We start from the raw sequence: 15,429 nt of genomic DNA, 5'->3' as shown, positions 1-15,429 counted from the left end.
GCCTGGACTACCTGGTGAACCAGTACGTCTACCAGACCGGCGCGTTCCTCAAGGCCTTCCTGGTCACCAACGGCTGTTGACGCGAGCACTCCCCCTCGAACCGCCCCCGACGCCCCCTCGAAGACCCGGAGCCGATCGTGAATCCTCAGACGACGCCAGACCCGACCCGCCCTCGCCGACGACGCGCACGCCTCTCCCTCACCACCGCTCTGATCGCCGCTCTCGGCATCCTGGTCGCCCCCCTCACGGCGCCCGCCGCCTCCGCGGCCACTCTCGACCCGGGCGCCGGGCAGAGCACGCGGATCCAGGAGACGAACTCCTCGCTGACCTACAGCGGCTCGTGGCGCACGATGACGGGCGGCGACAGCGGCGGCGGGATCAAGTTCCTCAACAGCACCGGCTCCGTCTCGTTCAGCTTCCGCGGCACCGGCTTCAGCTGGGTCAGCCGCACCACCGCCTCCGCCGGCATCGCCACCGTCACGGTCGACGGCGCGAGCACCTCGGTCGACCGGTACACGAAGACCACGGCGTACCAGGTCCCGGTGTTCACGAAGAAGGACCTCGCCGACACCGTCCACACGGTCAAGATCGCCTGGAGCGGCACGGCCAACAGCTCCGCGAGCGACAAGAACCTGGTCATCGACGCGTTCGACATCACCCGCGCGACTCCCGCCACCGAGGAGCCGACCGACGAGACCGGCGGCGGCGAGGACGACGGCCCCGTGCTCGATCCTTCCGGAGCGACCAGCCTCCTCGTGCAGGAGACCGACCCCGCGCTGCAGTACACCGGCTCGTGGAGATCGATGGCGGGCGGCGACAGCGGCGGCGGGATGAAGTACCTGACCTCCGCCGGATCGGTGAAGTTCACCTTCGTCGGCACGTCGTGGCGCTGGATCAGCCGGAAGACCTCCTCCTCCGGCATCGCCGCGGTCTCGGTCGACGGCGGACCCGTCACCAAGGTCGACCGCTACAGCTCGACCGCGCAGTACCAGGTGCCGGTCTACGAGACGACCGACCTCGCCGAGGGCACGCACACCGTGACCATCTCCTACACGGGGACGAAGAACTCCCAGTCGACCGACAAGAACCTGATCATCGACGCGTTCGTCCTCGCCGAGGACGGCCTCGCGACCGACGCCGTGGAGCTCTCCCCCCTGACCGACGGCTACACCGTCGCCTGGGACGCGCCCTTCAGCTCCCGGGTCGTCTCGTACGACGTGCACCGCTCGAACGAGGACGGCTCCGGCGACACGGTCGTCGGCACCGTCGCCGACCCGGTGCGCCAGTACCGCGACGAGACCGCCGAGGCGGGACGCGCCTACACGTACACCGTCTCGGCGACCGACGACGCCGGCCGCGACTCGCGGCTGAAGGAGTCGGCCACCACCACGGCCGACCTCCTCGCCTCCCGCGCCTCGCTGCTCGCGGCCTTCGACTGCCCCGCCGCCACCAAGACGGTGTCGACCTCGGCGCAGCTCGTCACGGCCCTGACCAACCCCTCCTCCGGCGACGTCATCCGCCTGGCCGACGGCGTCTACACCGGCAAGTTCGCCCTCCGCGGCACCGCCGCCCAGCCCGGGTCGATCTGGATCTGCGGCTCGCCCAACGCGGTCCTCACCTCCGGATCCACCTCGAGCGGCACCGCGCTCATCCTGAACACGGTGAGCGACGTGCACCTCGTGGGCTTCTCAGTCCGCAGCTCCTTCCAGGGCATCCAGGTGCTCGCCAGCAAGGGCGTCCAGATGGCCGGCCTGACGGTGAGCGAGATCGGCTACGAGGCGGTCCACTTCCGCAGCCAGACCACCGACTCCCTGATCGTCGGCAGCACCATCCGCCGCACCGGCCTCGTCTCCGCCAAGTACGGCGAGGGCGTCTACGTCGGCACCTCCGACCGCAACTGGTGCGAGTACAACAGCTGCAACCCTGACCGCACGGCCCGCATCGCGGTCGTGGACAACGCGATCAGCGACACCGGCGCCGAGCCGATCGAGGCCAAGGAGGGCACCCTCGACGGCGACATCATCGGGAACACGGTCCTCGGCGGATCGCGGCTCGCCTCGGACGTCGTCTCGCTGATCCTGGTCTCGGGCAACAGCTGGCTGGCCGCGGGCAACTCCGCCGCGGGCACCACCACCTACGGCTACCAGGTGATCACCCGCGCCGACGGCTCGGGCAACGACAACACCATCAGCGGTAACCTCGCGCTGAAGACCAGCAACGCGGTGGTCTACCTCCACCAGCCGTCCAACTGGTCCACCAGCGGCAACACGCTGAGCTGCTCCAACTCCGGGAAGGACCTGATCGGGAACGTGGCCTGCACGCCGTGACCTGATCCGCTCCCCGCGCGCAGAACCGCCGCCGTCGTCCCCTCGACGGCGGCGGTTCTGCGTCTGCCCGCCTCCCGCCGACCACGCGGGAGCCGGCGGAGTCGCGCGCGACGACCGCGACCACCGCGGACTCGCGAGGGCGCGGGCGGGCGCTCGGCGTCTCCGGGGCCGCAGGAGTGGGCCGGTCGGAGGGTGACGCGATCAGAGCCCGGCTGACGCGCCCGCGCCTCTCCAGCACGCAGAAGTGGGCGGAGTCGCGCGCGGGTACCGCGACTTCTGCGGCCTCGCGGTGTCAGCGGGCTCCCGGGAGCCGGTGAGGCACCTGGTCCGGCCACGGCGGGCGCTGGAGAGGCCGGAGGAGGTCCGGAGGGGCCGGCCATGCCCTGGAGAGCCCGCACGGGCCCGCCCCGGAGAGCCCGCTGGCCTAGGACGGGGACGCCGCCTCCTCTCGAGTCCGCGGAAGTCGGCGTGCTCGCGCGCGACTACCGCGACTCGTGCGGACTCGCGGGGTGAGCGGGCTCGCGGGGGACGGAGAAGGGTCCGGTCCGGCCACGGCGGGCGTTGGAGAGGCTGGGAGGGCGGACGGACCGGCCAGGCCTCGCAGAGCCCGCACGGGCCTGCCCCGGACAAGCGGCGCAGTCCCCGGACGCGGAAGAGCGCACCGCGGCCGGGGCCGGGGTGCGCTCTTCCGCAGCGCGCGAGGACGCGATCAGACGATCGCGGGGGCCTTCTGCAGCTTGTGGCGGGCCAGGACGACCGCGCCGACCACGGGGGTGCCGGCGGTCTCGATCCAGTGCACGTCGGCGGCGGCCTGGGGCGAGTCGACCTTGCCCTCGATCAGGACGAGGACGGCTCCGTCGGCCACGCCGCGGAAGGTCGGCGACTGCTCGGTCGCGCCGAGGGTGCCGGTGACGATCAGGACGATGTCGTAGACCTTCTCGAGCTCCTCGACCAGCGCGCGGAGGGCGTCGGTCGGCATCGGCGTACCGGCCTGGGCGCCGCCCGCGGGGAGCAGGTCGACGCGGTCGGTCGAGCGCTTGATGATCGCGTCGTCGAGCGAGGCGGCTCCGGCGAGCACCTCGCGCAGGCCCGGGCGTCCGCCCGAGGCGGAAGCGAGAGCCGAGCCCTCGGCGGTGCCGTCCACGATCACGACGGACGAGCCGAGCACGGCCAGCGCCTTGGCGAGCAGCACCGCGCTGGCGGTGTGCGGGGTCTTCTCGGACGCCGGGGCGATCGCGAAGGAGGAGTACGAGCGGGTGCGCGCGATGGCGGAGAGCTCGAACGCCACGGCCGAGTAGCGGGCCGGGATCTCGGTCGAGTTCAGCATCTCGTCGAGCTTGGTGGCCTTGACCGGGACGATGCCCAGCAGCGGCCGGTCGATCGCGGAGCGGACGTCGTCGCCGCTGCGGAGGCGGCGGTCGAGGGCGGTCATCACGATCGCCACTCCCACGCCGACCACGGCGCCGCCGAGGATGCCGAGCGCGAGCAGGACGAGGATGCCACCGGTGACCGGCAGCTCCGGCGGGAGCGCCTGGCTGAGCACCTGGAGCTGGATCTGCGGGACGGCGACGCCGTTCGTGGTGGTCGTCGGGTCGGCCCCCTTCACGGCCGCGTCGAGCTGGGCGGCGACCGCGTTCGCGATGACCGCGGCCTGCTCGGGCGAGGGGTCGGTGGCCGAGATCGTGATGACCACGGACTCCGGCTCGGCGAGGACGGTCACGCGCTTGGCGAAGTCCTCGATGGGCTCGTCGATGCCGAGGCCGTCGATGACGCCCTGCAGGACGGTGTCCGAGGTGCCGAGGGCGACGGAGGTGACCGTGGCCTGGGAGGCGGCGCTGTTGGCCGCGACCCGGTCCGCGGTCGAGAGGACTCCGGACGAGGAGACCGCGACGTACACGCGTGCGTCCGCCTTGTACTGCGGGAGGAGGACGGCGTTGAGTACCAGGGCCGCCACGGCGCCGAGCAGAGCGAAGGCGACGATGTAGACCCACCTCCGGCCGATGCCGGCGAACAGTCCGTTCAAGGTCATGGTGTGTGGTGTCCCTTTCGTCGACTGCACCGGAGTGCAGGGGGTCTGACTGTAGCGTCGTGATGTGTCGTCCGCGTTGCGCGGACCCGGCCGCGAGGTTTCGCGCGGGAGCGGTGGATCAGAGGTGGGCCTGCAGGAAGGCGAGGATCGCCTTCTTGTTGTTCGGGGTGTTGTTCTGGAGCCCGTGGTGGCCGGAGCCGTCCACGCCGACCTCGGACGCCACTCCGGCGTCCTGCAGGGCGACCTGCATCGCGTCGGCCTGCTCGACCGGGACGAGCTCGTCCTCGGAGGTCAGCCAGATCTGCGGGGCGTCCGTGGAGTCGACCGAGGTGATCGGCGACGCGGGGATGCTCTGCGGGCAGGTCGTCGAGTCGATCTCGTCGCAGTCCAGGTAGGAGAGGATCTGCTCCTTCGCCTCGGGCACCGGCGTGCCCAGCGACATCCCGGTCTCGGTCATGTCGGCGACCGCCGAGAAGGCGACGACCGTCTTGACCCGCGAGCCCTCGGTGAGGGAGCCCTCGCCGAGCGTGCCCATGGTCGCTCCGATGATCGCTCCGGCGGAGCTGCCCATCACGCCGATGCGGGCGGGGTCGAGGCCGAAGCGCGTGACCTGCGCGGGCTCGCGCAGCCACTCCACGGCGGCCTGCGCGTCCTCGATCTGGCCGGGGTACCGGCTGTCCTGGAGGAGGCGGTAGTCGACGGAGACCGAGACGAAGCCGCGCTCGGCGTAGTACTCGCAGAGCTCGGTCATCCCGCCCTCGTCGCGGGCGCCGTCGACGAACCCTCCGCCGTGCAGCATCAGCAGCGCGGGGCGGTCGGTGCCGCCCGCGGTGGGGAGGCAGGCGTCGGCCTTCAGCGAGACGCCGTCGACCGAGCGGTACTCGATCGCCTTCTCCGTCGTGAAGCCGTCGGGCGTGCGGACGGGCTCGGGCTGCGAGGAGCAGCCGGCCAGCCCGAGGGCGACGGCCACGACGGCCGCCAGGACTCCGGCTCTGCGTGCTCGTGTCGTCTTCACTCGTGGGACTCCGCTCTCTTCTTCTCGTAACTGGGGGAGGTGCCGGGCTCATCGGCCGGGACCGCGACGGGATCGGAGACGACTCCGGGGCCGCGCGCAGGGACGGGCACGGGCTTGCGCCGCTTGCCGGGGCCGCCGAGGGCGGCCGGGGGGACGTAGATCCACTTGACCTTCGAGAGGTAGCGGGTCACGAAGAGCGAGAGGACGACCGCGAGCACCATCACGACCAGCAGCAGCGGCACCTCGAAGCCGCCGATCTCGGAGCGGTCCTCGGGGAGGATCACCCGCAGGATCGTGATGGCGATCACGATGAAGTAGAGGTGCAGCAGGTAGATGTGCAGGCTGCGCTCGCCGCAGATCGTGAAGAAGTTCAGGAATCGCACTCGGGAGAGGGCCCGCGACACGAGGATGCCCATCGCGACGGCGGCCATCTGGCCGGCGAGGGCGAGGAACGGCACCCAGCGGATCGGGAAGAGGAAGAGCACCGCGCTCAGCACGACGAAGACCGGAGTGACGTAGAGGAACGCGCGGCTCCCCTTCTGCTCGACGAAGTCGATGATCCTCTTCGAGTAGAGCGTGCCCACCAGGAAGAAGACGAACAGGGCGCCGATGCGGTTCCAGCCCACGTTGGTCGTGTTGAGGAGACCCGTGGTGAACATCGTCCCCATCACCGCGGCGAGGGCGACCTGCACGCGGTGGTCGACCTTGCGCAGGAGCCACGCGCCGAGCGTGAAGAGCACGAGGCCGTAGATGAACCAGTAGCTGCTGCTGGGCCAGAAGAACAGCAGGAGCAGGTTGAGCGGGTCGGTCGCGGGGAGCTCGCCGAGTCCGCCGTTCGCGAGCGGCACGACCAGGTAGAAGGCCATGCGGATCACGGACCAGACCACGTAGAGCCAGAGCAGCGGGTACAGCCTGCGGCGCCAGAGGTCGCCGAAGCTCCAGGTGCGGATGCGCGAGCCGAAGAGACCGGACACCAGGAAGAAGAGGGGCATCGGGAACAGCTCGAACACGACCTTGATGCGGCCGAGAGTGTTCTCGACCCCGATGTCACCGAGGTACAACGACGTGTGGTAGTACACGACCATCAGGATGGCGGCACCCTTGGCGAAATCCACCCATTCGCGTCGGGCCCCGCCCGCAGGCTTCAGCAGCTTCATTCTCTCCCCCTTGTGCCCGGTCGTACCGCTCGTGAATTCCATCCGAGGTGAACAAGGCTCAGAGAAGGACGCAGGCTCGGTCGCAGAATGCGACCGAGGATCAAGACTAAGGGTGTATCGTCCGCGCCGCACATTCGACGGAATAGTGACGAGGACTCGATTGCCGGGAAGCGCACTCCGGCCTCTCCGCTCACCATGGAGAAGACGGTCACCGGCGTCCGTTCCCGGCGCTCATCGCCGCTCGGTAGAGCGCGGGCGCCGCGGCGGCGAGCCCGAAGAGGACGGAGCGCTTGAGGTCGCGCCGGCGCACGAGCGCGACCAGGTGCCGGAGTCCCGCCTCGTCGTGCGCGGCCCGCCAGAGCCGGTCCGCCTCCTCGGGGCTGTGCGCGCCCGAGGTGGCGTCCTTGAAGCGGGAGAGCAGGGAGAAGCGCGCGCGGTAGTAGGAGTAGTCCTGCGAGTCGAGGATGCGCGGGTCGAGCCCGCGGGCCGTCCGCTCGATCACGGCGGCGAGCCCGGCGAGCGAGTCGGCGCGCTTCGCGCCCGAGCGGATGATCGAGCCGGAGCGGAGGCGGTACTCGTAGACGGAGTCGGGGACGACGACGACCTCGTCGGCCGCGGCGAGCAGCTGCGCGACCTGCGCCTGGTCCGAGTGCTGGCGGATCCGAGTGAAGTCGATGCCGTCGAAGAGCTCGCGGCGGAACAGCTTGTTCCAGAGGTGCCCGGTCAGCTCCCCGACCAGGAGCGCGGTGAAGGCGCCCCGGCCCGAGAGCGCGAGCGGGCCGCGCAGGGAGCCGACGGGCGTGGATCCGGTGGCGTCGACCGTGACCGCCTGGGCGACCACCACGTCGGCGCGGCCCGCCTCCCCCGCGGTGAGCATGGCCTCGACCGCGGTCTCCGGCCACTCGTCGTCGGCGTCGACCAGCCAGACCCATTCGCCGGCGGCCTCGCCGACGGCGCGCTCGCGAGCGGCGGCGACGCCCTGGTTCTCGTCCTGGCGCAGGTAGCGGATCCGCTCGTGCTCCTCGGCGAACGCGCGGCCGATCGCCTCGGTCCCGTCGGTCGAGGCGTCGTCGACCACGAGGATCTCGAGCTCGGCGTGGGTCTGCCGCAGCAGGCGCTCCAGGGCGGAGGCGAGGTGCGCCTCCTCCTGGTGCGCCGGGACCACCACCGAGACGAGGGTCACTTCTGCCCCACGACCCGGCGGAGCACCGTCTCGAGGTCGCGGCCGCTGGACTCCAGCGAGAAGCGGTCGAGCCAGCGGTCGATGCCGGTGATCTCGAGCTCGCTCGCGCGGATCAGCGCGTCGGCGAGGTCGGAGGCGGAGGGGGTGAGCGCGAGCTCGCCGGTCAGGCCGGGGACGATCGCGTCCGCGACTCCGAGCGCCCCGGACACGGCGACCGAGGGGACGCCGGCGGCGGCCGCCTCGACCAGCACGTTGCCGAAGCCCTCGCGCAGCGACGGGAGCAGCACGACGGCGTTCTCGTCGAAGTGGTGGAACCAGTCCTCGACCCAGCCCATGTCCTGGAAGTCCACGCCGCGCGCGGTCGCCTCCGCCTTCATGCTGCCGAGCAGCGGGCCGCCGCCGAAGGAGACGACCTTCGCGGGGATGCCGCGGCGCTCCAGCTCCTCGGCCGCGAGGATCGCGAGCTCGGGACGCTTCTGGACGACGAGGCGGCAGGGCAGCACGATCTGCAGGCCCGCCGCAGTGCCGGGGGTGCGCGAGACCTGGCGGGAGCGGTCGACCTTGGCGGTCGCCGGGTTCGGCACGACGGTGCAGCGCTCGCCCGAGACGCCGAAACCGGCGACGAGCTCGCCCGCGACGGGGTGCGAGATCGCGATGACGTGGTCGGCGCGGCGGTAGAGCGTCTTGGCGAGCCCGAGCTGCACCTTCTGGGTCTTCGAGAAGCCCGGGATGCCGAGCGAGACGAGGTTGCGCTCGCTCACGATGGTCTTCGGGCGGTCCGCCTTCGCGGTCATCTCCGCCGAGGCCAGGAGCACGATGTTCGGGTAGCCCTGCAGGGCGACCGCGACATCGGGGGTGCGGCGGCGGAACAGCTCCTTGAGCATCCGCGCCTTGCCGACGTGGCCCTTGCCCTCGCCGATGCGGTGCAGCACCGCGCCCTCGGGGAGGTACTCGTCGGTGCCCTTCACCGAGGTGGTGACGACGTCGACGTGGTGGCCCTGCTCGAGGAGCCAGCCCATCCAGGTGCGGGCGACGAACTCGGCCCCGCCGCCGTGCAGCGACGTGACGACGAACATGATCCGCATGCGCGGTCCCTTCTCCTGCGCCGCGCTCATCGCACGACCTCCGCGCCGAGGCCGCGGGTGTTGAGCGCCGAGAGGCGGCGCACCTCGGGCATGGCCGAGTCGATGGTGGCGCGCACGCCGCCGTCGCCCGGCTCCGCGAGGATGCGGTCGATCACCGGGAGGACGCGGTCGGCGAAGCCGGGGACCGGCTCGACGCACAGCTGCGGCAGGCCGATGAGGCGCATGATGCCCTCGACCTTGCCCTGGGTGGCGAGGGTGATCGCGGGGACGCCGAGCGAGAGCGACATGATCGCGAGGTGCATCCGCCCGGTGACGGTCAGCAGGGCGTCCTCGGCGAGGCCGCGGATCTCGGCGGGCATGAGCACGCGGTCGACGACGGTGACGCCCTCGGTTCCCACGCGCTCGGCGACCGCGCGGACGGCCACCTTGTCGTCGCCGATGGGGCGGGAGACGTGCGGGAGGAGCACGACGTGAACGCCGGCCGCGCGCAGGCGGTCGACGATGCGCTCGTACTCCGGCACCTGGTCGACCATGCCGGCGACGAGGGCGCTCGCGTTCACGAGCGCGAAGGGGACGCCCTCGGGCAGTCCCAGATCCTCGCGGAAGCTGCGGTCGCGGGTGCGCGCCGAGAAGACGATGTCGGTGACCTCCTCGACGCGCTGCACGCCGATGCTCCGGGCGCGCTCCGCCGAGAGCGGGTCGCGGAGCATCGGGACGACGCCGGCGCGGGAGGCGGCGATCAGGGAGCGGCGGGCGGCGAGGCGGGCCGCCGCGTTCCAGGAGAAGCCGAGGACGCGCGTGGGCACCCCTGCCTCGGCGGCGGCCTGCGCGAGCAGGGAGCGGCGGACCGAGCCGCGGAGGCTGTACTTGCCGTCCATCATGTCGGCGCCGACGACCGAGACCGAGCGGGCGCGGCGGATCAGCGCGGCGTAGGCGCGGAGATCGGCGGCGTGCGCGTCGCCCACTCCGTAGACCAGGTGCGGGAGCTCGACGACCTCGACCCGGTCGGCCTGCTCCTCGGGGATCACGACGTCGCCGGCGTAGCGCTGGACGACCACGACGGGGCCGGTGGTGTTCTCGAGGAACGCCTCCAGCATGGCCTGGTCGCCGATGTTGCCGCTGCCGGGAGCGGCGATCACGAGGTGAGACTCGGGCTCGGGTCGGAGGTCCGCGAGGGCGGCGCGGAGCACCGCCGCGTCGCGTCGGGCGGGCAGGCGGGTCGTCGTGACGAAGTCCTTCTTCCAGGACTTGACGACGCCGAGCTTGAGTTTCATCGATCTCTTTCGGTGGGAGGAACGGCGGCGGGAGGCCGCTCGGAGTCGGGGATGCCGGCCGTGACGGCTCCGTCGACCAGCGCGCTGTCGCCGGTGGGGCTGATGGCGTCGACCGTGGCCGGGGCCGGAGCGGCGGCCGGGCGGCTGCGGCGGAAGTGGCGGCGCAGGTCGGCGAGGCTGAGGATCTGGCGGCGGAACGCGGGGAGGATCAGCATCCAGAGCCCGACCCCGACCAGGACGGCGGCGCCGCCCACGAGGAGGCGGAGGACGGGCTGGTCGGCGGCGATCCAGACGGTGGAGAAGTAGGCGCCCACCGTGATCGATCCGAACGTGATGCCGCTGCGGAGGCCGTTGGTGAACATCTCGCGGACGGGGGCATCGGAGGTGCGGCCGATCCAGATCAGCGCGGTCGGCCAGGTGAGGGCGAGCGAGCCGGCGTACGCGACCGCGACGCCCGTCACTCCCCAGTTGGAGCCGAGCAGGATCAGGACGACCATCAGCGGGCGGGTCGCCAGGCTGTACCAGACGCTCTGGCGCACGAGGCCCTTGGCGAGGAACACCCAGTTGGAGCAGTACGCCGTGGCCTGGAAGAACCCGGCCACGAGCAGGATCTGGAAGATCGGGACCGAGGCGAGCCAGCGCTCCCCCACCAGGATCCGGATGACCGAGTCGGACTGGGAGCCGAGGACGGCGAGCACGAGGCCCATCGCCGTCAGCATCGCCGACTGGCCGAAGAGGATGAACGTGCGGAACCGCTCGCGCTCGTCCTGCAGCTTGGACAGCACGGGCAGTGCCACGCGCTGCACCGGAGAGTTCAACTGCTGCAGCGGCAGCATCATCAGCTGGAACGCGCGGTTGTAGAGGCCGAGGTCGACCGGGCCGAAGCGCGCGCCGATGATGACGGAGTCGACGTTCTTGCTCACGTAGGTCAGCGCCTGGGTCGCGAAGACCCCGCCTCCGTAGCGGAGGAAGTGGCCCATCGCCTCGCCGCGGCGGTAGCGGCCGGGACGCCAGCCCGTGATGAAGACCAGCATCAGCACGCTGATGAGCGGCTGCACGATCTGGCTCCCGGCCAGCGCCCAGTAGCCGGCGCCGCCGAGCGCCATCAGCACGCCGACCACGAGGCCCAGCACCTGGGCGACGATGTCGACCAGGGTGATCTTCACGAAGCGGAGGTGACGGGCGAGGTCGGCGCGGAACTGCGTCGAGATTCCGTTGAGGAGGAACGTCGAGGAGAGCACGACGGTCAGCAGCTGGAGCCGGTCGTCGCCGTAGAGGGCGGCGATCGGCCAGGAGGCCGCGATGACCACCAGGGTGAGGGTGAGGCCGATGCCCGAGTTCATCCAGAACAGGTTGCTCTTCTGGCCCGGCGTGATCTCCTTCGCCTGGATGGCGGCGGAGGAGAGGCCGAAGTCGCGGAAGATCTCGCCGATGCCGATGATCGCCGTGACCATCGCGAGCAGGCCGTAGTCGGCCGGCGAGAGCAGGCGCGCGAGGATGACGATGCCGCCCAGCTGGACGGCGATGCGGATCGCCTGCCCGCCGATGGTGACGGCGGCGCCGCGGCTCGCCGAGCGGCTGAGGCTCGGTGACGGCTTCTGCGTGGTCCCGGTCATCGGGTCGAGCCCTTCTTGGTGGCGATCGCGCCCTCGTAGGCCTTCTTGAGCTGGAGTCCGAGCACGTCCCAGTCCCGACCGGAGAGGGCGGGGAGCCCCTCCGGCGGCCGGGTGCGCGTGCGCTCGAGAGCGGCGGTGATCAGCTCGGGGGTGAGCTCGCCGTCGTACTCGATCACCCAGTCGCTGCCGACCTCCTCGGCCAGGGCCGTGTTGGTGGGCGTGCGAGGCACCAGGATCGGCCGGCCGAGCGACAGGGCGACCAGGATCGAGCCGGAGTTGTGCATCTCGCGGTAGGGAAGGACGATCAGCTCGGCCCGGCCGATCTCGTCGACCATCTCGGCGTCGTCGACCCGGCGGAGCGTGGTGCGCACCCGGGTGTCGCGGGCGGCCCGCTCCTCGACCAGCTCGCGCTGGCCCGTGCTGGGGCTGCCGACCACGTGCAGGGAGAGGGAGTCGTCCTCCACGCCGCGGAACACGTCCATCAGCTCGACGACGCCCTTGTACGGGCGGATGATGCCGAAGTAGAGGACGCGGCCGTGCTCGCGCTCGGGCAGCGGGTGCTGCGCGAACTGGTCGCGGTAGTGGCCGTGCAGCACGGTGACGGCGGGCGCCCGGCCGGGAGCGACGGTCGTCGGGTTCAGGCGGACGAACAGGTCGGTCGCGCGGTCGACCCGGGCCAGCGAGCGGCGCTCGGCGGCGGGACCGAGCTCGTGCGGGTGCAGGTTGTGCACCGTCCGCACGAGCGGGATGCGCTGGAGCGCGAGGCGCACCAGCAGCACGTCGAGGGCGCGGCGGCGGAGGAAGCGGTGCAGCGGGCTGCGGCCGCGGATCATCAGCTCGGGCCAGTGCACGTGCAGCACGTCGTAGTCGGCGAGCAGGGCGCTGCGCCAGGAGAAGAACAGCAGCTCGACGCCGGGCGCCAGGCCGTCGACGATCGAGTCGACGTACTGCGTGGTCGAGTCCGGCGGCGCGAGCGACTGCTGGACGACGAGCGCGGCCGGCGACGAGTCGTTCCTGCGGGCGAGGCGGCTCATCGCTCGCCCCGCATCCCGACGGCCATCGGCGCGTCGAAGATCCTCGCCCCGAGGGGCTGGCGCATCCGGATGCCCTTCGAGAAGTCGGGGACGTGCACCGGGTTGAGGCAGATGATGACGAGGAATCCCAGGAGCAGGTGGCTGGGGCGGACCGCGTCGATGGCGTTGTAGCCGGCGAGGCAGACCATGAAGCCGAGCAGGCCCGCCGCAGGACCGACGTCGCGACGGCTGAGTGTGGCGCCGAACATCGCGGCCACCATGATCACGAAGAGCAGCAGGCCGGGGATGCCGACGCTGATCAGCAGCTGCAGGAACGAGTTCTCGATGACGACGTCCGAGAACCGCCTGCCGCTGATGCCGGACGTCGCCGCTCCGGAGCCGAGCCAGTGCGTGAGCTCGGCCGCCTTCAGCGACACGGTCACCGCGAGGTCGCGGGCGCCGGCCGAGATGGAGGCGTCGAGGTTGTTGTTGCGGGCGGTGACGGGCTCGAAGTTCAGGACTCCGACACCCGCGACGAGCCCGGCGATCAGGATCGAGCCGGGCCGGAGCAGCGAGCGGTTCGGGTTGAGGAAGCCCACGGCGACGAGCGCGACGACGACCGCGACGGCGATGGCCGCCATCGGTCCGCGCGAGACGGTCGCGACGACGCCGCCCGAGGCCAGGATGCCCAGCAGCAGGTCCGACTTGCGGGAGCCCTGGAGCCAGGAGCCGAACGCGAGACCGGCGCCCACCGTGAGGAAGGTGCCGGCGAGCAGCGGGTGGCCGAAGGTGATCTCGGCGCGGTAGAGCGACCAGTGCTGGTCCTGCTCGTAGCCGAGGGCGCCGTAGACGGCACCGAGGATCGGGGAGCTCTGCGCGACCAGCTCGAGGGCGGCGTAGAGGGCGAGCAGCCCCGAGAGGATCACCCACGTCTTGCGCAGCAGCACGGCCTCGCGCTGGGCGTCGAAGACGAGCATCGGCACGCCCACGCAGATCGCGAAGCTGAACATCCACGAGACGCCCTCGGTCGCGTAGGAGCTGCGCACCGTCGCCAGGGCCGACCAGAGCATGAGGGCGATGAACGCGAGGATCACCACGGCCCGCCACGGGGAGAGCACGAGCTCGCGGGTCCACGCCTTGACGGGGGCGCGCCACAGCTCGGGAGCGAGCCCGCGCCGGATCGCCCAGATCACGAGGATGACGGCCCAGAGCGTCATGCGGAACGTCAGGGTCGAGGGGGTCAGCGGCGTCGGGACGAGCGCGAAGAACGCGAGCGCCATCGCCGGCAGCCAGTGCGCGGGGACCCGCAGCAGCACGTAGGCGCCGACGATGCCGCCGACTCCGGCGGCGATCACCAGGAGGCCGGTGCCCGGCTCCCGGGTCGAGAAGATGTACCCCATCCCGAGGACGATCACCAGGGCGACCGAGAAGAGCGCGCCGACGAGGAGTCGTCGCGGGAGGATGTCGATCACGTCAGGGAGTCCTTCTGGCGTCGGAGCGGAGTGGTGGAGGAGGGGGCGGGCGGTGCGGCGCTCACGGGAGTGGTCCCGTCGGCCTCGATGAGGATCGCGATGCCCTCGCGAGCCGCCTCTCGGCGGCTGGGACGCCTGCGATGCCGTGCCCTCCTCCTCCACTGCTCGACCCTGGCGCCGACCCCCGGGGAGGAGGGGTCGCGTCGGTCCTGCCGCGGATCAGGCGGGGCCCTCCTGAAGCCAGCGGCGGAAGGTCGCGACCGAGTCCTTGTTGGTGAACTCCGGTACGACGTGACCATTATCGAATTCGGCGCCGCTGTGGTAAGCGATCGTCGCCTCCCTGGCGACGGGGAGCGCCAGGCGACGCAGGCGTCCGCCGTGGAGCTCGGCGGGAGCGAGCTTGTCGGCCGTGCCGGCGCTGACGCGCAGACGCATGCCCTTCCACGCGTCCTGCGGCAGCCGGGCGGGGTTGGTCGCGCGCATCAGCGCCCGGTCTCCCCCGTACACGGCGAGAACGCGGTTCGACGGACTGGTATCGCGCGCCGCGAGGTCCTCGACGTCGAAGACGCTGCTGGCGTGGTACGCCCCGTAGATGTTCGGCACCATCTTCTTCGCGTAGGCCCAGCACATCATCGCTCCGCCGCCGGAGTTCGAGCGGAGGAAGCTCGCGCGGACGTCCCAGAGGTTCTGCACCCAGGCTGTGGCGGCCGTCTGCACGGCGAGCGCCGTGGGGTTGGTGTAGTTGCTCGGACCGCCGAAGTCCGGACAGATGCTGACGAAGCCCAGGTCGACGAGTGGATCGGCCGAGTACCTGTAGGCGAAGTAGAGCGACGTGTAGTCGCTGCCGCTGGCGTGGTAGAACCAGGCGACCGGCACCGAGGAGCCTGATTTCGGCTTCGCCGAGTGCGGGACGAAGAGGCGGGTGGAGTCGCCGCCGATCTTCACATCGATGATCTCGTAAGGCTTCCTGCCGTTCTTCGAGAACGCGGTGTCGAGGCGCGAGACCTCGCCCGGAAGCTTCGGGATCACGCTGTAGTTCGGCGCGGCGAGCGCCGGGGTCGCTACGAGAGCGGAGGCGGTCGCGGCGGCTCCGACAGCGGAGGCGGCGAGCAGGAGGCGGCGCGAGAGGCCGCGCGGGGTGTCAGTCATATCGAGAATCCTTCGGAGCTTTCAGAATCAGTGTCGAGTCGGCCGACCATTCCGAATTCGACGCACATGAAGTGGCGTCCGGCCCCCCAACCCATTCGAGAGTGTACGG

General features: G+C 71.3%; 11 protein-coding genes. 1 reads left to right on the top strand and 10 read right to left on the bottom strand.

Annotation, left to right across the window (positions count from 1 at the left end; translation table 11 throughout):
• The first annotated feature begins 137 nt into the window (after positions 1-137).
• Positions 138-2,327, top strand: coding sequence for a hypothetical protein (locus C5C33_RS06105; RefSeq protein ID WP_104260675.1), 2,190 nt, complete (start codon positions 138-140; stop codon positions 2,325-2,327).
• A 709-nt stretch (positions 2,328-3,036) separates the two neighbouring features.
• Here the strand turns inward: C5C33_RS06105 and C5C33_RS06100 are convergent.
• The 10 genes from C5C33_RS06100 to C5C33_RS06055 form a co-directional block, all read right to left on the bottom strand.
• Positions 3,037-4,356: a Wzz/FepE/Etk N-terminal domain-containing protein gene (locus C5C33_RS06100; RefSeq protein WP_104255871.1), complete on the bottom strand. Its 1,320-nt coding sequence runs from the start codon at positions 4,354-4,356 to the stop codon at positions 3,037-3,039.
• A 118-nt stretch (positions 4,357-4,474) separates the two neighbouring features.
• Positions 4,475-5,371, bottom strand: a complete 897-nt coding sequence (locus C5C33_RS06095) for an alpha/beta hydrolase (protein ID WP_104247646.1) — start codon at positions 5,369-5,371, stop codon at positions 4,475-4,477.
• Entirely contained in the window at positions 5,368-6,528 is a 1,161-nt protein-coding gene (locus C5C33_RS06090; protein WP_181027202.1) for an acyltransferase family protein, read from the bottom strand. Before C5C33_RS06090 ends, C5C33_RS06095 begins: the two co-directional genes overlap by 4 nt.
• A 208-nt stretch (positions 6,529-6,736) precedes the next feature.
• Positions 6,737-7,711, bottom strand: coding sequence for a glycosyltransferase family 2 protein (locus tag C5C33_RS06085; RefSeq protein WP_104260674.1), 975 nt, complete (start codon positions 7,709-7,711; stop codon positions 6,737-6,739).
• Positions 7,708-8,826: a glycosyltransferase gene (locus C5C33_RS06080; protein ID WP_104226619.1), complete on the bottom strand. Its 1,119-nt coding sequence runs from the start codon at positions 8,824-8,826 to the stop codon at positions 7,708-7,710. The genes C5C33_RS06085 and C5C33_RS06080 overlap by 4 nt, the downstream gene beginning before the upstream one ends.
• Positions 8,823-10,070 (bottom strand): polysaccharide pyruvyl transferase family protein, encoded by a 1,248-nt coding sequence (locus tag C5C33_RS06075; RefSeq protein ID WP_104260673.1) that lies wholly within the window; start codon positions 10,068-10,070, stop codon positions 8,823-8,825. The genes C5C33_RS06080 and C5C33_RS06075 overlap by 4 nt, the downstream gene beginning before the upstream one ends.
• On the bottom strand, positions 10,067-11,686 hold the full coding sequence (locus C5C33_RS06070; protein WP_104222479.1) for a lipopolysaccharide biosynthesis protein: 1,620 nt from the start codon (positions 11,684-11,686) through the stop codon (positions 10,067-10,069). The genes C5C33_RS06075 and C5C33_RS06070 overlap by 4 nt, the downstream gene beginning before the upstream one ends.
• On the bottom strand, positions 11,683-12,720 hold the full coding sequence (locus tag C5C33_RS06065) for a glycosyltransferase (RefSeq protein ID WP_104226616.1): 1,038 nt from the start codon (positions 12,718-12,720) through the stop codon (positions 11,683-11,685). Before C5C33_RS06065 ends, C5C33_RS06070 begins: the two co-directional genes overlap by 4 nt.
• Complete coding sequence (locus C5C33_RS06060; RefSeq protein ID WP_104260672.1) at positions 12,717-14,171, bottom strand: O-antigen ligase; 1,455 nt, start codon at positions 14,169-14,171, stop codon at positions 12,717-12,719. Before C5C33_RS06060 ends, C5C33_RS06065 begins: the two co-directional genes overlap by 4 nt.
• 219 nt (positions 14,172-14,390) lie before the next feature.
• Complete coding sequence (locus tag C5C33_RS06055; RefSeq protein ID WP_104260671.1) at positions 14,391-15,320, bottom strand: S9 family peptidase; 930 nt, start codon at positions 15,318-15,320, stop codon at positions 14,391-14,393.
• Positions 15,321-15,429: the final 109 nt, after the last annotated feature.

It is taken from the genome of Rathayibacter sp. AY1H3 (assembly GCF_002932015.1).
The sequence above is the reverse complement of the archived record's forward strand: the minus strand, read 5'-3'. Positions and strand labels throughout refer to the sequence as shown.